The organism is Streptomyces sp. col6 (assembly GCF_008042035.1).
Taxonomy (GTDB): domain Bacteria; phylum Actinomycetota; class Actinomycetes; order Streptomycetales; family Streptomycetaceae; genus Streptomyces.
This window is the reverse complement of record NZ_RDBL01000013.1, coordinates 344,993-366,818: the sequence shown is the minus strand read 5'-3', so window position 1 is coordinate 366,818 and position 21,826 is coordinate 344,993. Positions and strand designations below refer to the sequence as shown.

The following is a 21,826-nucleotide window of genomic DNA, read 5'->3' as shown; positions in this document are numbered from 1 at the left end:
GATCCTCGCCGGCCCCGCCCTACTCCCCGGAAGGATCGAAGCCCGGCTGTTCCTCCGGTCCTACCTCCTCCAGCACCGCGCCCGGATCATCCAGTGCCTCCTCCAACAGCACGGGCGGGACCGGCACCGGTCCGGCGCCGCGGCCGGGCTGACGAGGTTCGTAGTCCGCCTTCGCCGCTCTGAACCACGGCTTCTTGAGCCGTACCACGCGGAAGAACGGTGTGCACTCCCCGCCAGTCCACTGCTCGGACAGACCCTGCGCCCGCAGGATCGAAGCCCCCGCCGCGAGGTCGGCGAGCCCTAGCTGCGCCTGGCCCGCCCCGGCCTGCAGGCGCACTTCGGCGGACGCTCTGCTCGCGGCGCTCGTCATGAGTGTGCCGGACCGCGCGGTCACCACCTGGGTCACCGCCAGCAGCGAGTCGTCCCAGGTGTCCCAGCTCAGGCGGAGCAGCTCTGCCGCGAGGGCGGGGTGGTTCTCCACACCGCGCTCCACCATGCCCGTGAACACCACCAGGGCGGACTTGCTCTTCGTGAACTCGACGGCCGCGCCGAGATCGGCGACGGCGAGAGACGCGAAACCGTCCATCGCGGCACCGGCGGTCTTGAACCGGACCGAAACGGTCCCCTGGGCGTCGTACAGAAAATCCCTGTGCGGGAGACCCGGGCGCAGGGCGAACCCGATCCCCCGGTCCGACAGCGCCCCGGCCGTCCGAACGCGGCCGTCCAGGTTATGGAGAACGTCTCCTACCGCCACCCGCTGCACCAGCGGCCAGGCCAGCCACCAGTCCGCCCAGTTTCCCCCAACTGCCTTGCGGTACACCGTGTGTGAGCCAGACATGTGCGCCCCCCGTCGACCAGGATCCCGGCGCTCAGGATACTGACGTCGCCGCCCAGCATGTCAGCCATTCGGACCAATATCCCCCTTCTCGTGACCTGTGGCTCCACCCACGCAGAACAGGGCAGACGCGGGTCACGACGGAAAGGATCGGCACCGGCCGCCACCCGCACGGACACCGAGCCTTCGCCCCGCCACCACCACCCGGCCGGACTGCCGAGCCAGGCCGTGAACGGGGAGAGACAGCGGAGTGCACCGCCGAATCGATCATCCGGACGGCCGAAGGGGCGCAGGTTCCGGGCCCCCGTCCCAACACCATCGAGCACGGCTCGCGGCGCCCCTCGGGCAACCGCCACAAAAACCACGAATCCCCAGGTCAGAACGATTCTGCCTGGGGAAGCTGGGTGGGGCGGGTGGGACTCGAACCCACGGCCGACGGATTATGAGTCCGCTGCTCTAACCGGCTGAGCTACCGCCCCGTTTCGGCGTGGCGCGTACATGTGTGCGCACCGTCTGCCGCAGCATAGCCGGTCATACGATCTCCCGCTGCGGATGCCCGGCTGCTGATGACCATGAAGACGGCGCTGCCTCGCGGCCGGTTCCGGGCACACGAAAAAGGACCCCGAAGGGGGTCCTCTTCCGATCGCTCCCCCGACTGGACTCGAACCAGTAACCCTCCGGTTAACAGCCGAATGCTCTGCCAATTGAGCTACAGGGGATCGCGCTCCCCCGACTGGACTCGAACCAGTAACCTGCCGGTTAACAGCCGGCTGCTCTGCCAATTGAGCTACAGGGGATTGCTGCGGTGCCTCGAACGTACCTGCCTGGCGGATGCCGGGCGGCGCGCGTTCGCTGCGACACATACATTAGCGCAAGCAGGGGGGTGCTTTGCCAATCGGTATCGGCCGGGGTGATCTCGGGCGTCTGCGGGTAGGCGGGCAGCACACGTCGCACGGAGCGAAGGAAGGGTGGCAGCCATGCGGTACCGGCTCACGTTCATCGCCGGAGTGGCCCTCGGTTACGTGCTCGGCACGCGGGCCGGGCGGGAGCGCTACGAGCAGCTGAAGAAGTCCGCACGCCAGTTCGCCCAGAACCCGGCCGTGCGCAACACCTGCGAGACCGCGGCCCAGAGCGGCCGGGAGTTCGCGGGGAAGGCGTACCACGCGGTGGGCGAGAAGGTCGGCGACAAGGTGCCGGCGTCCGTGACGGACCGGGTGCGGTCGTTGCGGGGGCGCGGCACGGGCAACGGCGTCGAGGACGACTGGGGGACCACCAACACCTAGTCGGCCCCGCCGCTCGCTTCTGCCGCGCCACCGGTACGGGAAACCTCCGGAGGTGCGGCAGAATCTGTGTATGGGCATAGTCGCCGGCTTGGACAGTTCTTCCGCGTTCACTCACATCGTGGTCTGCGATACGGACACGGGCGCCGTACTGCGCGAGGGGTACGCCGCGCACCCCGTCGAGGCGAAGGCCACCGAGGTCGATCCGCAGGCGTGGCTGCTCTCCCTCGGTGAGGCCGCCACCGGCGGGCTGCTCGAAGGGGTGCAGGCCATCGGCGTGTCCGCGCAGCAGCACGGGCTCGTACCGCTGGACCACCAGGGCAACCTCGTACGCCCCGCGCTGCTCGGCAACGACAAGCGGGCGCAGGCCGCGGCGGCCGATCTGATCGACGGGCTCGGCGGGCGGCAGGCCTGGGCCGAGGCGGTCGGGGCGGTGCCGCAGGCGGCGCAGCCGGTGGCCAAGCTGCGCTGGCTGGCGCGCACCGAGCCGGAGCAGGCGCAGCGCGTGGCGGCGGTGCTCCAGCCGCACGACTGGCTGGTGTGGCAGCTGCTGGGGCGGCCGGCCCGGCGGACCACCGACCGGGGCGCCGCCTCCGGTACCGGGTACTGGTCGGCGGGGACGGAGTCCTACCGGCCGGATCTGGTGGAGCTGGCGCTCGGTCACCAGGCGGCGCTGCCGGAGGTGCTCGGACCGTCCGACGCGGCCGGGATGACGCCGGAGGGGCTGCTCATCTCCGCCGGGACCGGCGAGACCATGGCGGCGGCCTTCGGGCTCGGCGTCGGGGTCGGGGACGCGGTCGTGTCGCTGGGGGCCTCGGGTTCCGTGATGGCGGTGCACCACGAGGCGCTGGCCGATTCGACCGGGATGATCACCTCGTTCGCCGACGCGACGGGCATGCACCTGCCGGTGGTCCACACGTCGAACGCCGTACGCGCGCTGCGCGGCACCGCCGAGATGCTGGACGCGGAAGGGCTCGACGCGCTGTCCGCGCTGGCCCTGAAGTCGACGGCCGGCTCCTCGGGGCTCGTACTCCTGCCGTATCTGGAAGGTGAGCGCACCCCGCAGCTGCCGCACACCGCCGGGACGCTGTGCGGGCTGCGGCGGGAGTCGATGAAACCGGAGCACCTGGCGCGGGCCGCGTTCGAGGGGATGCTCTGCTCGCTGGCGGACGCGCTCGACGTGCTGCGCGGCCGGGGCGTGGAGGTGCGGCGGGTGTTCCTGCTGGGCGCGGCGGCCGAGCTGCCGGCGGTGCAGCAGCTGGCCCCCTCGCTGCTGGGGACGCAGGTGGTCGTGCCGCAGCCCGCCCAGTACGCGGCGCTGGGGGCGGCCCGGCAGGCGGCCTGGGCGCTCGGGGTCTCGCAGGGGGCGCTCGACGGGCGCACTCCCCCGGCCTGGCAGGGCGCGTCGGCGCAGGTGCTGGAGCCCGGTGAGGAGCTGCCCGTGGGGCAGGCCGTGCGTCAGCAGTACATCGCGACGCGGGACCAGATTCACCCGGGGGCGTTCGACTCGGCACGGTGAGTGCGGAGGGACCGCGAAATTATGGACCGGGTCCGTTTTTTGACCTGGACTTGAATAAAAACGTTCGCGGTCCCGGCGAGCGGTGCCGGAAGATGGGTCGGCTCCCCCGACCTACGCCGACTCCGAGAGACACGCGTGCTCATAAAAATTCTGCGGGCCTATCTCGGTCCGTACAAGAAACCGATCGCGGTGCTGGTCGTCTTCCAGCTGTTGCAGACCTGCGCCACCCTCTACCTCCCGACCCTCAACGCCGACATCATCGACAACGGTGTCGTCCAGGGGGACACGAGCTACATCCTCCAGTACGGCGGCGTGATGATCGTCGTCAGCATCGCCCAGGTGGTCTGCAACATCGGGGCCGTCTACATCGGTGCCCGTACCGCCTCCGCGCTCGGGCGGGACGTGCGGGCGTCGGTCTTCGACCGGGTGCAGTCGTTCTCCTCGCGCGAGGTCGGGCGCTTCGGCGCACCCTCGCTGATCACCCGTACGACCAATGACGTCCAGCAGATACAGATGCTGGTGCTGATGACGTTCACGCTGATGGTGTCGGCGCCGATCATGTGTGTCGGCGGCATCATCATGGCGCTGGGCCAGGACGTGCCGCTCTCGGCGGTGCTGCTGGCCGTGGTGCCGGTGCTCGGGATCGCGGTCACCCTGATCGTGCGGAAGATGCGCCCGCTGTTCCGTCAGATGCAGAAGCGGCTCGACACGGTGAACCGGGTGCTGCGCGAGCAGATCACCGGCAACCGCGTCATCCGCGCGTTCGTGCGCGACGACTACGAGGAGGGGCGCTTCCGGGGCGCCAACACCGAGCTGACGGACGTGGCGCTGTCGACGGGCCGGCTGATGGCCCTGATGTTCCCGACGGTGATGACCGTCGTGAACGTGTCGTCGATCGCGGTCGTCTGGTTCGGCGCGCACCGCATCGACAGCGGCGGCATGGAGATCGGCGCGCTGACCGCCTTCCTCGCCTATCTGATGCAGATCGTCATGGCGGTGATGCTGGCGACCTTCATGTTCATGATGGTGCCGCGCGCCGAGGTGTGCGCGGAGCGCATCCAGGAGGTCCTGGAGACCGAGTCCAGCGTCGTCCCGCCGGTCCAGCCGGTACGGGAGCTGCGCGCCCACGGGCATCTGGAGGTGCGGGGCGCGGACTTCCGCTACCCGGGCGCCGAGCAGTCGGTGCTGCGGTCGGTGGACCTGGTGGCGCGGCCGGGCGAGACGACCGCGATCATCGGGTCGACGGGCAGCGGGAAGTCGACGCTGCTCGGACTTGTACCCCGGCTGTTCGACGTGACGGACGGCCAGGTGCTGGTCGACGGCACGGACGTGCGGACGCTGGACCCGGTGCTGCTGGCGAAGACGGTGAGCCTGGTCCCGCAGAAGCCGTACCTGTTCTCGGGGACGGTCGCGACGAACCTGCGGTACGGGAACCCGGACGCGACCGACGAGGAGCTGTGGCACGCGCTGGAGGTCGCCCAGGCCAAGGAGTTCGTGGAGGCCCTGGAGCACGGGCTCGACGCGCCGATCTCGCAGGGCGGCACCAATGTCTCCGGCGGTCAGCGCCAGCGGCTGTCGATCGCGCGGACGCTGGTGCAGCGGCCGGAGATCTACCTCTTCGACGACTCGTTCTCGGCGCTGGACTACGCGACGGACGCGGCCCTGCGGGCGGCGCTCGGCCGGGAGACGGCTCAGGCGACCGTGGTGATCGTGGCGCAGCGGGTCTCCACGATCCGCGAGGCCGACCGGATCGTCGTGCTGGACGAGGGCCGGGTCGTCGGGACCGGCACCCACCACGAGCTGATGGACGGCAATGACACGTACCGGGAGATCGTGCTCTCCCAGCTGACGGAAGCGGAGGCCGCGTAATGGCCGGGCCTGGCGGACGCATGATGGCGGGCGGGGCGCCGACCGAGCGGTCCATGGACTTCAAGGGGTCCTCGAAGCGGCTGATGAAACGCTTCGCCGCCGAGAAGAACACCCTGTACATGATGCTGGTGGCGGTCGCCCTCAGCGTCGGGCTCTCCGTGGTCGGCCCGAAGATCCTCGGCAAGGCGACGGACCTGGTCTTCGCCGGTGTCGTCGGCCGGGGCATGGACGCGGGGACGACCAAGGAGCAGGCCGTCGAGGGCCTGCGCAGGAGCAACAGCGGCCTGGCCGACATGCTCTCCAAGGTGGACTTCACACCGGGGCAGGGCATCGACTTCGGCGCGGTGGGCGACGTCCTGCTGATGGCGCTGGCGGTGTACGTGGGCGCCGGGCTGCTGATGCTGGTGTCGACGCGGCTGTCGATCCGGGTGATCAACCGGGTCGTGTTCCGGCTGCGCGAGGACATCCAGACCAAGCTGTCGCGGCTGCCGCTGTCGTACTTCGACCGTGCCAAGCGCGGCGAGGTGCTGAGCCGGGCCACGAACGACATCGACAACATCTCGCAGACGATGCAGCAGACGATGGGCCAGCTCATCAACTCACTGCTGACGATCGTCGGCGTGCTGGTGATGATGTTCTGGATCTCGCCGCTGCTGGCGCTGGTCGCGCTGGTGACGGTGCCGCTGTCGGTGGTCGTGGCGGCGAAGGTCGGCAAGCGTTCGCAGCCGCAGTTCGTGCAGCAGTGGAAGGTGACGGGCAAGCTCAACGCCCACATCGAGGAGATGTACACCGGTCACACCCTGGTGAAGGTCTTCGGCCGGCAGGAGGAGTCCGCGCGGGACTTCGCCGAGCAGAACGAGGCGTTGTACGAGGCCGGGTTCAAGGCGCAGTTCAACAGCGGGATCATGCAGCCGCTGATGATGTTCGTGTCGAACCTGAACTATGTGCTGATCGCCGTGGTCGGCGGGCTGCGGGTCGCCTCCGGCGCGCTGTCGATCGGTGACGTGCAGGCGTTCATCCAGTACTCGCGGCAGTTCTCGATGCCGCTGACGCAGGTCGCCTCGATGGCGAACCTGGTGCAGTCCGGTGTGGCGTCGGCGGAGCGGATCTTCGAGCTGCTGGACGCCGAGGAGCAGGAGTCCGACCCGGCGAAGGGCGAGGGCGAGCACCCCGGCATCCTGCGCGGCAGCGTCGCACTGGAGAACGTGGCGTTCCGCTACGACCCGGAGAAGCCGCTCATCGAGGACCTGTCGCTGAACGTCGAACCGGGCCACACGGTCGCGATCGTCGGCCCGACGGGTGCGGGCAAGACCACGCTGGTCAACCTGCTGATGCGGTTCTACGAGGTGACGGGCGGCCGGATCACGCTGGACGGCGTCGACATCGCGAAGATGTCGCGCGCCGACCTGCGCTCGGGCATCGGCATGGTCCTCCAGGACACCTGGCTGTTCGGCGGGACCATCGCGGAGAACATCGCCTACGGGGCCCCCGGCGACGTCGGCCGGGAGCGGATCGAGGAGGCGGCGAGGGCTGCGCATGCCGACCGCTTCATCCGGACCCTGCCGGACGGTTACGACACGGTGATCGACGACGAGGGCTCCGGGGTCAGCGCGGGCGAGAAGCAGCTGATCACGATCGCGCGGGCGTTCCTGTCCGACCCGGTGATACTCGTGCTCGACGAGGCGACCAGCTCCGTCGACACCCGCACCGAGGTGCTGATCCAGAAGGCGATGGCGGGCCTCGCGCACGGCCGTACGAGCTTCGTGATCGCGCACCGGCTCTCCACCATCCGGGACGCCGACGTCATCCTGGTCATGGAGAACGGCTCGATCGTCGAGCAGGGTTCGCACGACGAACTGCTGGACGCGAAGGGCGCCTACGCCCGGCTGTACGCGGCGCAGTTCGCCCAGGCGGTCGCCGAGGTCGACTAGCCTCACGGCCGCTCCGCGGCTGCCCCGGGTGTACGCGCGCGCGTCAGTCGAGGTAGCCGCGGAGCTGGTCGGCGGAGGCGTGGTCGCGCAGCCGGCCGAGGGTCTTGGACTCGATCTGGCGGATGCGTTCGCGCGTCACGCCGAAGATGCGCCCGATCTCCTCCAGGGTGCGGGGCCGTCCGTCGACCAGCCCGTAGCGCAGCTGGACCACCTTGCGTTCGCGCTCGCCCAGGGTGGAGAGCACCGCTTCCAGGTGCTGGCGCAGCAGCAGGAAGGCCGCGGACTCCACGGGGGACGCGGCGTCGCCGTCCTCGATGAGGTCGCCGAGCGAGACGTCCTCCTCCTCGCCGACGGGGGCGTGCAGCGAGATGGGTTCCTGGGCGAGGCGCAGGATCTCGCCGACCCGTTCGGGCGTCAGGTCGAGGTGGGCGGCGACCTCCTCGGGCGTGGGCTCGTAGCCGCGTTCCTGGAGCATCCGGCGCTGGACCCGGACGACGCGGTTGATCAGCTCCACGACGTGCACCGGGACTCTTATGGTCCGGGCCTGGTCGGCGAGGGCGCGGGACATGGCCTGGCGGATCCACCAGGTCGCGTACGTCGAGAACTTGTAGCCGCGGGCGTAGTCGAACTTCTCGACGGCCCGGATCAGTCCGAGGTTTCCCTCCTGGACGAGGTCGAGCATGGTCAGGCCGCGGCCCACGTAGCGTTTGGCCACCGAGACCACGAGCCGCAGGTTGGCCTCGATGAGGCGGCGCTTGGCGGTCCTGCCCATGACGACGAGGCGGTCCAGGTCGACGGCGAGGCGGGTGTCGGGGTCCGGGGTGCGGGCGAGGCGTTCCTCGGCGAACAGACCGGCCTCGACGCACCGGGCGAGCTCCACCTCGTCGGCGGCGGTGAGCAGCGGGATGCGGCCGATCTCACGCAGATACTGGCGGAACAGGTCCGAGGACGGCCCGGTCTCCGGTCTCCCGCGCGGCTCCGGGGGCTCGTCCGGCTCCTCCATGAGCCCTTCGGGGTGGTCCGCCGCCATGGCCTGCACGGGGGCGGCGGGGGCGCGCTCGGCTTCGGTGACGGTCCGGGTCTGCACGGGGGCGACCTCCAGGTGATCGCTGCCGGACCGCGGGGGTGGGGCCGCGCTCCGATGACTCAGGGCACCGCCATCAGTGTGGGGTACGGCACACAGTCGCCACGAGGGGCGTGCGGTGACTTTCTGAATCCGTTCCGTGACGGCCCGGTCAGGCCTGATCCGGACGGCGGGCCCTGGGTCAGAGCGCGTCGGCGCCGTGGTTGCGCAGGGTCTGGGCGTACTGCTGGAGGACCCAGACCTCGTTCTGCGCGGCGGCCAGGTGGTCGGGGGCCACGTTGCTGCCGAGGCGGGCCAGGCTGCTCTGGACGTCGTTGATCCGGCGGTCGACGGCGCGCAGGCGGACCTTGACCAGGTGCTCGCCGGCGTACGTCTCGTCGATGGACTTGCCGTGGAAGACCTCGACCGCCAGCTCGGTGATCAGCTTGCGGACCGACTCGTTGGGCGTGGCGTCGAGCACCCGGACCAGGTATTCGCGGCTGTCGGCGAGGCCCTGTTCGGCGCCGCCCGCCTCCGCGATGCACTGGCGCACGGCGGTGTAGGGCGGTGCGGTGAACTCGTCGGCCCCGTAGGCGTCGAAGGCGGGCGAGACCAGCTCGGGCTTCTGCAGGGCCAGCTTGAGCAGTTCGCGCTCGGTGCGGTGGGCGGGGCTGCGGAGGTTGAGCGCGGGGCCGGCGGGGACCGGCGCGGGCTGGACCGGCTGGGCCTGGCGGGCGCCGCCCCGGGACGCGGGGGCGGATCCGCGCCGGTCGCCGCCCCGGCCGCGGGCCCACTGGGCGAGCTGGTTGACCCGGTGGACGACGTACTCCTGGTCCAGGATGCCGATGAGGCCGGCCAGCTGGACGGCGACCTCGCGCTGGATGCTGCCCGTCTTGATCTTGGCGACGACGGTGGCGGCCTCGTCGAGCGCGGCGGCGCGGCCGGCCGGGGTCTCCAGGTCGTAGCGGGCGACGATCTGGCGGAGCGCGAACTCGAAGAGCGGGGTGCGGGGTTCGACCAGGTCGCGGACGGCGTCGTCGCCCTTGACCAGGCGCAGGTCGCACGGGTCCATGTTGTCCGGGGCGATGGCGATGTAGGTCTCGGCGGCGAACTTCTGGTCGTCCTCGAAGGCGCGCAGGGCCGCCTTCTGGCCGGCCGCGTCCCCGTCGAAGGTGAAGATCACGCGGGCGCTGCCGTTGTCCATGAGGAGGCGGCGCAGGATCTTGATGTGGTCGCCGCCGAAGGCGGTGCCGCAGGTGGCGATGGCGGTGGTGACCCCGGCGAGGTGGCAGGCCATCACGTCGGTGTAGCCCTCGACGACGACGGCCCGGCTGGACTTGGCGATGTCCTTCTTGGCCAGGTCGATGCCGTACAGCACCTGGGACTTCTTGTAGATCGGGGTCTCGGGGGTGTTGAGGTACTTCGGGCCGTTGTCGTCGTCCCGGAGCTTGCGGGCGCCGAAGCCGACGACGTCCCCGGCGGTGTCGCGGATGGGCCACATCAGGCGGCCCCGGAAGCGGTCGATGGGGCCGCGCCTGCCGTCCTGGGAGATGCCGGAGGTGATCAGCTCCTTGTCGCTGAAGCCCTTGCCGCGCAGGAAGCGGGTGAGGTGGTCCCAGCCGGCCGGGCTGTAGCCGACGCCGAAGTGGGCCGCGGCGGCCTGGTCGAAGCCCCGGTCGGCGAGGAACTTCCGGCCGATCTCGGCCTCGGGGCCGTTCAGCTGGTCGACGTAGAACTGGGCGGCCGCCTTGTGCGCCTCGACCAGCCTGATCCGCTCGCCGCGCTGATGGGAGGGGTTGTAGCCGCCCTCCTCGTAGCGCAGCGTGATGCCGGCCTTGGCGGCGAGCCGCTCGACGACCTCGGCGAAGGTCAGATGGTCGATCTTCTGCACGAAGGCGATCGTGTCGCCGCCCTCCTGGCAGCCGAAGCAGTGGAAGAGACCCTTGCTCGGACTGACCTGGAAGGAGGGGGACTTCTCGTCGTGGAAGGGGCACAGGCCCTTGAGGTTGCCCCCGCCCGCGTTGCGCAGCTGGAGGTACTCGGAAACGACGGCGTCGATCGGGACCGCGTCCCGTACCGCCTTCACATCGTCGTCATTGATCCTGCCTGCCACGCGTTGAAGTCTACGGGTGGGCTCGGACAGGGACGGCGCGGGCGGGGGTCCGTCCCGGGCCGGCGCGGAGGCGGGAGCGACGTCCCGCGCACCGGCCCGGGGCCGCTCAGACCAGGGTTTCCAGGGGCACCGACGGGTCGGCCAGGGCGTCCGGGTCGACGGGGCGGCCGGTCCTGATCAGTTTCTGCACGTTCTCCGTGACGTCCCACACGTTGACGTTCATCCCGGCGAGGACGGTGCGGTCCTTCAGCCAGAACGCGATGAACCGGCGCTTGCCCGCGTCGCCCCGGATGACCACCTGGTCGTAGCTGCCCGGCGGGGCCCAGCCGGAGTATTCGAGGCCGAGGTCGTACTGGTCGGAGAAGAAATAGGGCACCCGGTCGTAGCTGACGTCCTGGCCGAGCATGGCGCGGGCCGCCGCCGGGCCGCCGTTCAGCGCGTTGGCCCAGTGCTCGACGCGCAGCCGGGTCCCGAGCAGCGGATGGGCGGCGGACGCCACGTCGCCGGCGGCGTGGATGTGCGGGTCGCTGGTGCGCAGCGAGGCATCGACGGCGATGCCGCCGCCCTGCTCGCGCGGGGCGATCTCCAGACCGGCGGCCTCGGCGAGCGCGGTGCGCGGGGCGGCGCCGATCGCGGCGAGCACGTCGTGGGCGGGGTGTTCCTCGCCGTCGTCGGTGCGCACCGCGAGGACCATGCCGTCCTGGCCGACGATCTCGGTGAGCCGGCCGCCGAAGTGGAAGCGGACGCCGTGGTCGCTGTGCAGCTCGGTGAAGATCTGGCCGAGCTCCGGGCCGATGACCCGCAGCAGCGGGGTGGCCTCCGGTTCGACGACGGTGACCTCGGCGCCGTAGCCGCGGGCCGCCGCCGCGACCTCCAGGCCGATCCAGCCGGCCCCGGCGATGACCAGGTGGCCGTTGTCGCGGCCGAGCGCGGACAGGACGTTGCGCAGCCGGTCGGCGTGGGCGAGGCGGCGCAGGTGGTGGACACCGGCCAGGTCCGTGCCGGGGACGTCGAGGCGGCGGGGTTCGGAGCCGGTGGCCAGCAGCAGCTTGTCGTAGTGGACGACGGTGCCGTCGCCCGTCTCCACGGTGCGGGCCTCGCGGTCGAGCGCGGTGACGGGCTGGCCGAGGTGGAGCTCGATGTCGGCGCCCGCGTACCAGGCGGTCTCGTGCACGAAGACGCTGTCGCGGTCCTCCTTCCCGGTCAGGTAGCCCTTGGACAGCGGCGGGCGTTCGTACGGATGGTCGCGCTCGTCGCCGATCAGGATGACCCGGCCGCTGAACCCCTCCGACCGGAGCGTCTGGGCTGCCTTCGCCCCGGCCAGCCCTCCGCCCACGATGACGAACGTCCGATGTGCGTCGACCACTTGTGCCTCCTCGGTGCTTGCTGCGCGGCGCCAACTGCGAGCGTCCCGCACGCAGCGTAGTGGCGAAAGGGGGTGTGGCCCGATCAGGTCACACCCGGTGGTGGTCGGTCCCGGGGGTGGTGAGCGAGCGGTGCAGGGCGCGCGCGGAGGCGTCGGTGAGGGCGGCGATCTGGTCGACGAGGACGCGTTTGCGGGCGCGGTCGTCGGGCGCCGCCTCGTACAGCGCGCGCAGCTGCGGTTCGAGCCCTTCGGGCGCGCGGGCGGTCAGCGCGGCGGCCAGTTCGGCGATGACGATCCGCTGGTCGGCGCGGATCTCCTCCTGCTCGGCGCGCTGCATGACGTAACGGTCGGCGATGGCCTTGAGCACCGCGCACTCGTTTCGGGTGGCGCGCGGGACGACCAGCTCGGCACCGTAGCGGGTGAGGCGTCCGGTGCCGTACGCCTGGCGGGTGGCGGTCTCGGCGGCCAGGCAGAACCGGCCGATCAGCTGGCTGGTGGCGTCCTTCAGCCGGGCCTGGGCGACCGCCGATCCGTCGTAGCCGTGCGGCCACCACTCCTGGGCGATGAGCCGGTCCAGCGCCTCGGCCAGCTCCTGCGGGCCGGTGTCCGCCGGGACGTACCGGCCGATCGCCACGTCCCAGATCTCCCGGCGCTCCGGCTCGGCCTCCAGGCAGTTGGGGTCGATGTGCCCGGCGTGCAGCCCGTCCTCGAAGTCGTGCACCGAGTACGCCACGTCGTCCGACCAGTCCATGACCTGGGCCTCGAAGCACTTGCGGTGGAGCGGGGCGCCCTTGCGGAACCACTCGAACACCGGCAGGTCGTCCTCGTAGACCCCGAACTTCGGCGTGCCGGGGTCGGTGGGGTGCGCGCCCCGGGGCCAGGGGTACTTGGTGGCGGCGTCGAGGGCGGCGCGGGTGAGGTTGAGGCCGACGCTGAGCAGGTCGCCGGTGCGGGGGTCGGGGACGAAGCGCTTGGGTTCGAGGCGGGTGAGCAGCCGCAGCGACTGGGCGTTGCCCTCGAAGCCGCCGCAGTCGGAGGCGAAGTCGTTGAGCGCCTGCTCGCCGTTGTGGCCGAAAGGCGGGTGTCCCATGTCGTGGGAGAGGCAGGCCGCCTCCACCAGGTCGGGGTCGCAGCCGAGCGCTGCGCCGAGCTCTCGGCCGACCTGGGCGCATTCCAGGGAGTGGGTGAGCCGGGTGCGCGGGCTGGCGTCCCAGGCCGGAGTACGGGTGCCCGGCGTGACGACCTGGGTCTTCCCGGCGAGCCGGCGCAGGGCCGCGGAGTGCAGCACGCGGGCGCGGTCGCGCTGGAAGGCGGTGCGGCCGGGGCGTTTGTCCGGCTCGGGGTCCCAGCGCTCGGCGTCGGCCGGGCCGTAGGGCGCCGTACCGGGGTGCTGTGTGCCGACCGTGCTGTCCGTGCCGTCCGTGCCGTTCATGGGTCCGACAGTAGGGCCTGTCCGGCGGATCTGGGTGGAGAAGCCCGCGGCGTCTGGTGCGTGCTCTCGGCGTGCGCCCGGATCATCCTCGTACTGGACGTACTTGGGTGATTCGGGCGTGCGGCGAGAGCGCGTGCCAGGCGTCGCGGGCCCACGCAGATCCGCCGGACAGGCTCTGATCCGCCGCACCGACAGGACGGGTCAGGCGGAGGCCGGAAAACGTGTGTTCATGGGTATGTCGTACACGGCCGCACCGGCCGCGCGCGCCTGGTCGTAGCGGTGCAGGACCAGCCGGGCCATCGCGGGGTGGGCGCCGAGCGGGGCGGCGGCGATCCACGGCGCGTGGGCGGCCGACGCCGAGGCGAAGCGGCCGGGTGCGGTGAAGTACGAGGCGACGGCGATCCGGCGGTGGCCCCGGGCGGCGAGCGCGCGCACGGCGGCGGGGACGGTGGGCGAGGCGGCGGAGGCGTACGCGGGCACGACGGGCACGCCGCCGAGGCGTTCCCCGAGGAGCCGTGCGGTACGCCGGGTGTCGGCGGCCGATTCGGGGTCGCGCGATCCGGCGGCGGCCAGGACCACGGCGCTGTCGCGGTTCCCCCGGTCCGAGGGGTGCCAGCCGGCCTCGGTGAGCCGGTCGTGCAGCGTCTCGACCAGCAGCGGGTGCGGCCCGAGGGCCCCCGCGACGCGGGCCCGCAGGGCGGGGGCGTCCGCGACGCACGCCGGGATGTCGTGCTTGACGTGGTGTCCGCGCCCGAGCAGCAGCGGTACGAGGACGGCCTCGCCGGCGCCGAGGGCGTGCAGGGCGTCCGGCAGGAGGGGTGCGTTGAGCTCTATGTGCCCGAGGCGGACGTCCAGCCCCGGACGCAGCTCGCGCACCCGTTCCAGGAGGGCTGCCACGGTGTGCGAGGCCCGGGGGTCCCGGCTGCCGTGGGCGACGGCGACCAGGGCGGGAGCGGCGGGCCGCGGGCGGCTCGCGCGGCCGGGCGGGGTCAGGTACCGGGTGCGGTGCATGGCCCGATGGTGGCTGACGCACGTTGCCGGGCCGTTGCACGCCGGTCACGGGCGTTTTCCGCCGCCTCACGGGGGCAGGGCGGGGACTGTCAGGCGGAGACCTCCGGTACGGCGGCGCCTTCGACGGGCCCCGGCGTCGCGAACAGGCGCTCGATCACCTGCGCCACCCCGTCCTCCTCGTTGGTCCGGGCGTGCGTCGGAACGGCGGCCAGCACCGCCGGGTGGGCGTTGGCCATGGCGTAGCCCGTACCGGCCCAGGCGAGGACGGTGAGGTCGTTGGGCATGTCCCCGAACGCGATGACGTCCGCCGCCTCGATGCCCCGCTCCGCGCACAGCCCGGCGAGCGCACCGGCCTTGGTGACGCCGGGCGCGCTGATCTCCAGCAGCCCCCGCCCGCCCGAGTGGGTCAGCTGGACCGTGTCACCGGCCCCCTGGCGGGCGGCGGCCAGCAGGGTGTCCGCGTCGAGCTGCTCGGACCAGGCGAGGAGCTTGGTGACCGGGGCCTCGGTCAGCCACAGCTCGGCCAGGGAGGCCACGGGGAGTTCGGCGCCCGCGTCCTCGGACAGGCGCAGCCGGTAGGCCGGTTCGTAGAAGACCTGGTTCCCGGTCTCCAGGGCGAAGCCGATGCCGGGCACGGCGGCGGCGAGCGCGGTGGCGACCTCCCGGGCGACAGTCAGGGGCAGCATCCGGGAGGTGACGACGCTGCGGCTCGCGATGTCGTAGACGAGCGCCCCGTTGCTGCACACCGCCGTGCCCAGGAGCCCGGTCGCCTCGGCCAGCCGGTCCACGAAGCGGGGCGGCCGGGCGGTCACGATGACGATCTCCGCCCCGGCGTCCTCGGCCGTGCGCAGGGCGCGCAGGGTGCGGGGCGAGAGGGAGCCGTCACGGCGCAGGAGGGTGCCGTCGAGATCGGAGGCGATCAACCGTGGAAGCGACATCGCCCGATCGTACGCGGGCCGTTCGGGGGCCGGAGAACCCTTTCGGCCGCGGGATCGTCCAGTAGGTCAGGGGCGTGGGCCCCGGCAGCCCCCGGCACCGGGGGGGATGAGTGAGGGTGGGCACGTGAGGGCACGGATGCGGCGGACGCCGGAGAACGGCGGCCGGGCGGACGGCGACGGGGCGGGCGGGACCCGGCCGCGAAGGGCCTTCGCGCGGCTGCGGACGGCCGCCGCCCGGCTGCCGAGCGCCGTCACCGGGCTGTTGCGGGCCCTCGGCCGGCTGCGGCCCCGGCTGCCGCGGACCCGGCGGGGGCGGCGGCGGGCCGTGCAGGGGCTGATGGCCGCCTGCGTGCTGGCGCTCGCGCCCGCGACCTGGCTGCACGTGGTGGCCGACGCCCGGATCAGGACCGTCGAGGACGTGCCCGCGCGGCAGGTCGCGGTGGTGTTCGGGGCGGGGCTGTGGGACGGGAAGCCGTCCCCGTACCTGGCGAACCGGCTGCGGACGGCCGCCGCGCTCTACCGGGACGGCAAGGTGAAGGTCGTCCTGGTGACCGGGGACAACAGCCGCGAGGAGTACGACGAGCCGGACGCGATGCGGACGTTCCTGGTCGGCAGGGGCGTGCCGGACGACCGGATCGTCAGCGACTACGCGGGCTTCGACACCTGGGACTCGTGCGTGCGCGCGAAGAAGATCTTCGGCGTGGACCGGGCAGTGCTGGTGAGCCAGGGCTTCCACATCCGCCGGGCCATCGCGCTGTGCCGGGCGGCGGGGATCGACGCGTACGGCGTCGGGGTGGACGCCAAGCACGACGTCACCTGGTACTACGGCGGGACGCGGGAGGTGTTCGCGGCGGGGAAGGCGGCGCTCGACGCGCTGTTCGAGCCGGACCCGCACTTCCTGGGGCCCCGGGAGCGGGGCGTCGACGACGCCCTCGCGGCGGCCTCCCGCTGACCGGGCCTCAGACCGGGGTGACCGGGGCGGTCTCGGCGGAGACCCAGCCCAGATAGCGGGCGCTGCCCCGGAGAACCGGCAGGGCGATGATCTCCGGGGTGTCGTAGTCGTGCGCCTCCTGGAGATGGGCCTCCAGCTCCTCGTACCGCTCGGCCGTCGTCTTGCAGAACAGCTGCCACTCCTCGGAGGTCTCGATGGCGTTCTGCCAGCGGTAGACCGAGGTGACGGGCGCGGAGATCTGCACACAGGCGGCGAGCCGCGCCTCGACCACCCCCCGCGCCAGCTCCCTGGCCTTCTCCTCGCTGTCCGTCGTGGTCAGTACGGTCAGCCATGCCGGCGTAGTCGTCACTTCGGCGTCTCCTCGCAGCGGTCGGCGGTACCTCCCGATTGTGGGCCGCCCGCTCCCGCCGCGCCATCAGCCGCCGTACGGATGGGCCCTCTTCGCGTCCCGCAGCGCCCGGCCCCACCAGACGAGCTGGTCGAGCAGCGTCTTCACGGCGGCGTCCGGGCCGGCCGGGTCGCGGTGCCTGCCCTCGTCGTCGAACTGGGCGCCCGCGTTGTGGAAGGAGACAGTGTCGCGGATCGAGACGGTGTGCAGCTCGGCGAAGACCTGCCGCAGGTGCTCGACCGCGCGCAGCCCGCCGGACACCCCGCCGTAGGAGACGAACGCGACCGGTTTGGCCTGCCACTCCGCGCGGTGCCAGTCGATGAGGTTCTTCAGCGGCGCCGGGTAGGAGTGGTTGTACTCGGGCGTGACGACGACGAAGGCGTCCGCCCGGTCCAGCCGCGCCGAGACATCGGCCAGCAGCTCGCGGGCATCGGGTTCCAGCCGGTACGCGAGGGCGGTGGGCAGGTCCAGGGCGGCGACGTCGATCACGTCGGTCTCGATCGCGGGACGGTCCCCGGCGTGGGCGAGGAACCAGTCGGCGATGACGGGGGCGAAGCGGCCCTCGCGGTTGCTGGCGAGGATGACGGCCACCTTCAGGGGGGCGTTTTCGGACAGGGCGGTGGCGGTGGATTCCGCGGTGATGAGGTCCATGGCGAAGACGTTCGTTCATCAACCATGGTTGAGGTCAAGCGCGGCGGGGAACGCGCCTCCCGCCGGGCCGCGACGGCCGCATACCGTGGGCGCATGACGACTCCAGCAGCGGCGGCCCTTCCGTACGCCGAGTTCGACGGCCGGCCCGCCACCGAGGACGATCTGCGCCGGGCGCTGTTCTTCAACTACGGCCATTTCACGGCGATGCAGGTACGCGACGGCCGGGTGCGCGGGCTGGATCTGCACCTGGCACGACTGGACTCGGCCAACCGGGAGCTGTTCGAACTCCCCCTTGACGGAGCCCTGGTACGCCGGCTGGTCCGGCACGCGCTGGAGGGCGCGGGGAGGGCCGACGCCTCGGTTCGGGTGCACGCCTACCTGCCGCCGGAGACGGCCACGACGACCGTGATGGTCACGGTGCGCGGGCCGGGCGGGATGCCGCCGGAGCCGAAGAGCCTGATGTCGGTCCCCTTCGCGCGGACCGCGCCGCACCTCAAGCGCCCCGGCGAGTTCGGCCAGACCTACTACGCGAACCTGGCCCGCCGTGCCGGTTTCGACGACGCGCTGCTGACCCTGCCCGACGGCTCGGTGACCGAGGGGTCGATCACCAACATCGGGTTCTGGGACGGCACGGCGATCGTCCGGCCCGAGGCACCCGCGCTGGCCGGCGTGGCCATGGACGTCCTGGAACGGCAGCTGCCGGGCGCGGGCCTGGAGTCGGCGCGCCGCGCGGTCACCCTGGACGGGCTCGGGGCCTTCCGGTCGGCGTTCCTCACCAACTCGCTGGGCATGGCCCCGGTCGCCCGGATCGACGACACCGTGTTCACGGTCGACGACGAGCTGATGAGGCGGCTGGCGGCGGCGTACGAGGCCGCGCCGGGCGAGGAGGTCTGAGCGCCTTGGAATCCTCCGCCGAACGCCCGCCCGCCTCGCCCCTGCTGATCCGCATCGAGGGTTCGGAGCCGCCCGGCCGCTCCTGCCCGGCCGGGCCCGGCTTCCCCGGTTACGAGAACGTCCACGTGGGTGTCCAGCGCAAGGACCGCCCCGGCGAACTCCTCGGCCTGACCCCCGGCGACGCGCCGGTCGCCCGCTGGACCCTGGAGTGCACGGCCGCCGAGGACGCGGACGGGGTCACGGTCCGGGGTCCGTACGTGCAGAACCGGCTCGGCGGGCGCTTCGTCTACCTGTCCTGGGGCACGGTCGACGACGAGAACCGGTTCCTGATGTTCCGCCGGGCCAAGCTGATGTTCGCCGACATCGACCCGGCCGTGCTGGCCGCGGCCGTGCGCTCCGGACACCTCACCGCCCGGCTGCCGCTGTCGGACACGGAGGGGAGACCGCGCTGCGCCCGCGTCCGGCCGCCGGTCATCGCGTGGTCGGCCACCGCGCCACCGCGCCCGTAATGCGCTCCGCCCCCTCCGGACCCAGGGGGGGGTGGGTCCGGAGGGGGCGGCGGCCGGGGGCGGCGGTGCGCACCGTCCCGTGGGGGGTTGTGATGCGTGTTCCCGCCCAGCACCACCCCATGCATGTGATGTGCGCCACATTCGTTGACAGGCCCGTCACCCGAACGGCACCGGGCCGCCACCAACCGTGCACGCCCCCCGTCACCACACCTGTGACCTGCGGCGATACCGCTTGGCAAGGAGGGCGCGCCGGGCCGTACGGGTGAGAGCTGACTCGGTGTCAGCAGGCATGGAAACCGGTCCGGCTGTTGTCTCGGAGTCAGGACACACCCGCCAGCGCCCCAGGTCCGGAGGAAACCCCCATGCGCCGTCCTGCCCGACTCGTGACCGGCACCGCTGCCGCGGCCCTCGCCGCCGCCGCGCTCGGCCTCAGCGCCGCCGCCCCGTCCGCGTACGGGGACGGGCCCGCATCCCTGCGGATCACCCCCGCGAGCGCCGCCCCCGGTGCCACGGTCACCGTGGACACCACCGCCTGCGGGAGCGACGGCAGCGCCACCGGCGACGCGAGCACGCTGGACGCGGCGGAGTTCCCGCTGGCGCCCGCCTCCCTGGAGGAGACCCTGGCCGGCTCCTTCCGGGTGCCCGGCGGCGTCGCGCCCGGGTCGTACGGCATCGGCGTGGACTGCGCGAACGGCAGGAAGGCCACCGGTGAGATCGAGGTGAAGGCCGCCGGCTCCTCCCGTGACGCGTCCGGCGAGGACGGCACCGAGGACCCCGCCGGGACCGCCGCCGAGTCCGCCGAGTCCGCCGAGTCCGCCGAGTCCGCCGAGTCCGCCGAGACCACGGACTCCCCCGCCTACGACTTCTCCGACCTGGACGGCCTGGGGAGCGACGAGGACACGGAGGGCCTGGACGACCTCGGCGGCCCGGCCGCCGAGGCCGCCGGTTCCGGCCTCGTCCCGGACGCGCCCACGGCCGCGGGCCGCACCACGCCCACCGAGCGCCCCGCCCCCTCGGGCCACGAGAGCGCGCCCGGCCGGGACGAGACCGGGGCCGGGCGCGAGACCCCCTCGGGTCACCGCACCTCGGCCGCGCCCACCGCCCCCTCGGGGCACGTGAAGACCGGAGTCGGCGGCAGCGTCGGCCCGGACACCACCCAGATCGCGGCGGGAGCCGGCGTACTCGCCGCTGCCGCCGTCGGCGGAGCCTGGCTCCTGCGTCGCCGGGCGAGCGGCACGCGGGACGCCGGCTGACGGAGGCATCCACCCCTCCGTACCGCCCGGTGTCCGTCCCGGTGGCCCCGCGCCACCGGGACGGGACCGTTTCCCCCTTCTTCCGCACCCCGGAGGACGACCGTGTCCCAGAAGGCCAAGGGCTGGCTGCTCGTCGTCGTGGCGCTGGCCGGTGTCTGGCTGATCCAGAACGGCGCGGGCACCCGGCTCACCCCGCCCGGACCGGCCTCCGCCCAGGCGTTCGCCGCCGGGCGCGCCCTGCTGCCCGGCTCACCGGTAGCCGAGCCGCTGCGCCCCTCCGCGCCCGTGCGCATCCGGATTCCCGCCATCCGGGTGGACGCGCCGATGATGCGGCTCGGGCTGGGGGCGGACGGCAGCCTGGACGTGCCGCCGGCCGGGAACACCGACATCGTCGGCTGGTACAAGGACGGCACACCGCCCGGCGCCAAGGGCACCGCGATCGTCGCGGGCCACGTCGACAACGCCGAGGGCCCGTCCGTCTTCTACGACCTGGGCTCACTGAAGAAGGGCAGCACCGTCGAGGTGGACCGGCAGGACGGCCGCACCGCCGTCTTCGCCCTCGACGCGATCGAGGTGTACGAGAACGAGGACTTCCCCGACCAGCGGGTCTACGGCGCGTCCGAGCACGCCTCGCTGCGGCTGATCACCTGCGGCGGCGGCTACTCCGACGCGACGGGCTACCGGGGGAACGTGGTGGCGTACGCCCACCTCACGAGCGTGCGCTGAGGCTCAGCTGTGCCACTGGTCGAACGCGAGCTTCGCGACCAGTGAGAAGACGACCACCAGCAGCACCCCGCGTACGAACTCGCTGCCCTTGCGCAGCGCCATCCGCGCGCCGAGCAGCCCGCCCGCCAGGTTGAAGACCGCCATCAGTGCGGCGAGCTGCCAGAGCACGTTGCCCTGGTACGCGAACATCGCGAGCGCCCCGGCGTTGGTGCAGACGTTGACGATCTTGGCGGTGGCGGACGCGGTCACCAGGTCGAGGTGGAGCACGGCGGTCAGGGCCAGCACCAGGAAGGTGCCGGTGCCCGGCCCGAACAGCCCGTCGTACAGACCGATGCCGCCGCCCACCAGGACGATCGCGGTGACCGTACGGGCCCGGGTGACCCGGGGCGGGACGCCGTCCCCGGCCGCCCGGCCGAACTGGGGCCGCAGCATCACGAACGCGGCGACCGCGAGCAGGACCACCATGATCACCGGGCGCAGCACCTCGCTGCTGATCCCGGCGGCGAAGAAAGCGCCGGTCATGGAACCGGCCAGGGCCGCGAGCCCGATCCGGACCGCGGTGCCGACCTTCACCGGTGCCTTGCGGGCGTAGGTGACGGCGGCGCCCGAGGTGCCGACGATGGCGACCGCCTTGTTGGTGCCGAGGATCTGCGCGGCCGGCATGTGCGGCAGACCGAGCAGCAGCGCGGGCAGCAGGAGCAGCCCGCCGCCGCCGACCACCGCGTCGATCCACCCGGCCGCCGCCGCGGCGAGGCACAGCACGACAAGGGTGGTCAGGGTGATGTCCGGCATGGGCCCGACCCTATGGAGCGGATACATGCGCCGTCCAACCATCCCGGTGCCCCGGCGGGAAAGTTGAGCCAACTCTGAGGTTCCCGCAGCCCACGGCCGCTTTCCGGCGGCCTCACAGGCCCCGGCGGCGGGTGCTGAGCGCAAGGTTCCTCCCGGGAAACAGCGGGGAACCGGCCGGGTAACACCGCCGGGACACGCTTCCCGTCATGAGCACACAGGCCCGGCGCCTGTGGCCCTGCCGAGACCGCTCACCGACGACGGAGGCCCCGAGATGCCGGTGTCCACTCCCCCGACCGCCCCCACC

General features: G+C 72.4%; 19 protein-coding genes and 3 tRNA genes. 9 read left to right on the top strand and 13 right to left on the bottom strand.

The window, feature by feature from the left end:
* Positions 1 to 19: 19 nt before the first annotated feature.
* The 4 genes from EAO73_RS18230 to EAO73_RS18215 form a co-directional block, all read right to left on the bottom strand.
* Positions 20 to 838, bottom strand: a complete 819-nt coding sequence (locus tag EAO73_RS18230) for a hypothetical protein (protein WP_147972600.1) — start codon at positions 836 to 838, stop codon at positions 20 to 22.
* 402 nt (positions 839 to 1,240) lie between these two features.
* Positions 1,241 to 1,314, bottom strand: a tRNA-Ile gene (locus EAO73_RS18225).
* A gap of 167 nt (positions 1,315 to 1,481) precedes the next feature.
* Positions 1,482 to 1,554, bottom strand: a tRNA-Asn gene (locus tag EAO73_RS18220).
* Between the two features lie 5 nt (positions 1,555 to 1,559).
* A tRNA-Asn gene (locus EAO73_RS18215) sits at positions 1,560 to 1,632 on the bottom strand.
* Between the two features lie 180 nt (positions 1,633 to 1,812).
* Between EAO73_RS18215 and EAO73_RS18210 the strand changes: the two genes are divergently transcribed.
* The 4 genes from EAO73_RS18210 (at position 1,813) to EAO73_RS18195 (ending at position 7,434) form a co-directional block, all read left to right on the top strand.
* Entirely contained in the window at positions 1,813 to 2,118 is a 306-nt protein-coding gene (locus tag EAO73_RS18210; RefSeq protein ID WP_147973513.1) for a YtxH domain-containing protein, read from the top strand.
* A gap of 70 nt (positions 2,119 to 2,188) precedes the next feature.
* Positions 2,189 to 3,634: an FGGY family carbohydrate kinase gene (locus EAO73_RS18205; RefSeq protein WP_147972599.1), complete on the top strand. Its 1,446-nt coding sequence runs from the start codon at positions 2,189 to 2,191 to the stop codon at positions 3,632 to 3,634.
* Between the two features lie 135 nt (positions 3,635 to 3,769).
* Positions 3,770 to 5,503 (top strand): ABC transporter ATP-binding protein, encoded by a 1,734-nt coding sequence (locus tag EAO73_RS18200; protein ID WP_147972598.1) that lies wholly within the window; start codon positions 3,770 to 3,772, stop codon positions 5,501 to 5,503.
* Entirely contained in the window at positions 5,503 to 7,434 is a 1,932-nt protein-coding gene (locus EAO73_RS18195; RefSeq protein ID WP_147972597.1) for an ABC transporter ATP-binding protein, read from the top strand. Before EAO73_RS18200 ends, EAO73_RS18195 begins: the two co-directional genes overlap by 1 nt.
* 43 nt (positions 7,435 to 7,477) lie before the next feature.
* Here the strand turns inward: EAO73_RS18195 and EAO73_RS18190 are convergent, their stop codons facing one another.
* The 6 genes from EAO73_RS18190 to EAO73_RS18160 all read right to left on the bottom strand — a co-directional run bounded on the left by EAO73_RS18190 (position 7,478) and on the right by EAO73_RS18160 (position 15,342).
* Positions 7,478 to 8,521, bottom strand: coding sequence for an RNA polymerase sigma factor (locus EAO73_RS18190; RefSeq protein ID WP_147972596.1), 1,044 nt, complete (start codon positions 8,519 to 8,521; stop codon positions 7,478 to 7,480).
* Positions 8,522 to 8,699: 178 nt separating this feature from the next.
* Positions 8,700 to 10,610 carry a DNA primase gene (gene dnaG, locus EAO73_RS18185; protein ID WP_147972595.1) on the bottom strand — a complete coding sequence of 637 codons (1,911 nt, stop codon included), beginning with the start codon at positions 10,608 to 10,610 and terminating at the stop codon, positions 8,700 to 8,702.
* A gap of 106 nt (positions 10,611 to 10,716) precedes the next feature.
* Positions 10,717 to 11,976, bottom strand: a complete 1,260-nt coding sequence (locus EAO73_RS18180) for an NAD(P)/FAD-dependent oxidoreductase (protein ID WP_147972594.1) — start codon at positions 11,974 to 11,976, stop codon at positions 10,717 to 10,719.
* Positions 11,977 to 12,064: 88 nt separating this feature from the next.
* Positions 12,065 to 13,408: a deoxyguanosinetriphosphate triphosphohydrolase gene (locus tag EAO73_RS18175; RefSeq protein WP_147972593.1), complete on the bottom strand. Its 1,344-nt coding sequence runs from the start codon at positions 13,406 to 13,408 to the stop codon at positions 12,065 to 12,067.
* Positions 13,409 to 13,609: 201 nt separating this feature from the next.
* Positions 13,610 to 14,419 carry a sirohydrochlorin chelatase gene (locus EAO73_RS18165; protein ID WP_147972592.1) on the bottom strand — a complete coding sequence of 270 codons (810 nt, stop codon included), beginning with the start codon at positions 14,417 to 14,419 and terminating at the stop codon, positions 13,610 to 13,612.
* An 89-nt stretch (positions 14,420 to 14,508) separates the two neighbouring features.
* Positions 14,509 to 15,342 carry a Cof-type HAD-IIB family hydrolase gene (locus EAO73_RS18160; RefSeq protein ID WP_147973512.1) on the bottom strand — a complete coding sequence of 278 codons (834 nt, stop codon included), beginning with the start codon at positions 15,340 to 15,342 and terminating at the stop codon, positions 14,509 to 14,511.
* Positions 15,343 to 15,493: 151 nt separating this feature from the next.
* Here EAO73_RS18160 and EAO73_RS18155 point away from each other — a divergent pair, with 151 nt between their 5' ends.
* The gene (locus EAO73_RS18155; protein WP_224756408.1) at positions 15,494 to 16,309 is read left to right on the top strand and encodes a vancomycin high temperature exclusion protein; all 816 of its coding nucleotides are present in this window, start codon (positions 15,494 to 15,496) and stop codon (positions 16,307 to 16,309) included.
* Positions 16,310 to 16,316: 7 nt separating this feature from the next.
* Here the strand turns inward: EAO73_RS18155 and cutA are convergent, their stop codons facing one another.
* Both cutA and EAO73_RS18145 read right to left on the bottom strand, forming a co-directional pair.
* Entirely contained in the window at positions 16,317 to 16,658 is a 342-nt protein-coding gene (gene cutA / locus EAO73_RS18150; RefSeq protein WP_147972591.1) for a divalent-cation tolerance protein CutA, read from the bottom strand.
* Positions 16,659 to 16,724: 66 nt separating this feature from the next.
* A complete protein-coding gene (locus tag EAO73_RS18145; RefSeq protein ID WP_147972590.1) occupies positions 16,725 to 17,348 on the bottom strand; it encodes an NADPH-dependent FMN reductase in 624 nt (207 codons plus the stop codon).
* 93 nt (positions 17,349 to 17,441) lie between these two features.
* Between EAO73_RS18145 and EAO73_RS18140 the strand changes: the two genes are divergently transcribed.
* From EAO73_RS18140 to EAO73_RS18125, 4 genes are all read left to right on the top strand, one after another.
* Positions 17,442 to 18,242 (top strand): aminotransferase class IV, encoded by an 801-nt coding sequence (locus tag EAO73_RS18140; protein WP_191134129.1) that lies wholly within the window; start codon positions 17,442 to 17,444, stop codon positions 18,240 to 18,242.
* A 41-nt stretch (positions 18,243 to 18,283) separates the two neighbouring features.
* Complete coding sequence (locus EAO73_RS18135) at positions 18,284 to 18,751, top strand: DUF5990 family protein (protein ID WP_147973510.1); 468 nt, start codon at positions 18,284 to 18,286, stop codon at positions 18,749 to 18,751.
* 362 nt (positions 18,752 to 19,113) lie between these two features.
* On the top strand, positions 19,114 to 20,004 hold the full coding sequence (locus tag EAO73_RS18130; RefSeq protein WP_224756422.1) for a hypothetical protein: 891 nt from the start codon (positions 19,114 to 19,116) through the stop codon (positions 20,002 to 20,004).
* A 102-nt stretch (positions 20,005 to 20,106) separates the two neighbouring features.
* Positions 20,107 to 20,730, top strand: coding sequence for a class F sortase (locus EAO73_RS18125; protein WP_147972588.1), 624 nt, complete (start codon positions 20,107 to 20,109; stop codon positions 20,728 to 20,730).
* A 3-nt stretch (positions 20,731 to 20,733) separates the two neighbouring features.
* On the opposite strand, the gene EAO73_RS18120 is transcribed toward EAO73_RS18125, so the two are convergent.
* Complete coding sequence (locus EAO73_RS18120; RefSeq protein ID WP_147972587.1) at positions 20,734 to 21,522, bottom strand: sulfite exporter TauE/SafE family protein; 789 nt, start codon at positions 21,520 to 21,522, stop codon at positions 20,734 to 20,736.
* Positions 21,523 to 21,826 lie beyond the last annotated feature (304 nt).

Coding starts and splice junctions, on each gene's coding strand:
- EAO73_RS18205 (WP_147972599.1), top strand. CDS start 2,189: ATGGGCATAGTCGCCGGCTTGGACAGTTCTTCCGCGTTCACTCACATC.
- EAO73_RS18155 (WP_224756408.1), top strand. CDS start 15,494: ATGCGGCGGACGCCGGAGAACGGCGGCCGGGCGGACGGCGACGGGGCG.
- EAO73_RS18145 (WP_147972590.1), bottom strand. CDS start 17,348: ATGGACCTCATCACCGCGGAATCCACCGCCACCGCCCTGTCCGAAAAC.
- EAO73_RS18175 (WP_147972593.1), bottom strand. CDS start 13,408: ATGAACGGCACGGACGGCACGGACAGCACGGTCGGCACACAGCACCCC.
- EAO73_RS18120 (WP_147972587.1), bottom strand. CDS start 21,522: ATGCCGGACATCACCCTGACCACCCTTGTCGTGCTGTGCCTCGCCGCG.
- EAO73_RS18165 (WP_147972592.1), bottom strand. CDS start 14,419: ATGCACCGCACCCGGTACCTGACCCCGCCCGGCCGCGCGAGCCGCCCG.
- EAO73_RS18230 (WP_147972600.1), bottom strand. CDS start 838: ATGTCTGGCTCACACACGGTGTACCGCAAGGCAGTTGGGGGAAACTGG.
- EAO73_RS18210 (WP_147973513.1), top strand. CDS start 1,813: ATGCGGTACCGGCTCACGTTCATCGCCGGAGTGGCCCTCGGTTACGTG.
- EAO73_RS18130 (WP_224756422.1), top strand. CDS start 19,114: ATGCGCCGTCCTGCCCGACTCGTGACCGGCACCGCTGCCGCGGCCCTC.
- EAO73_RS18195 (WP_147972597.1), top strand. CDS start 5,503: ATGGCCGGGCCTGGCGGACGCATGATGGCGGGCGGGGCGCCGACCGAG.
- EAO73_RS18140 (WP_191134129.1), top strand. CDS start 17,442: ATGACGACTCCAGCAGCGGCGGCCCTTCCGTACGCCGAGTTCGACGGC.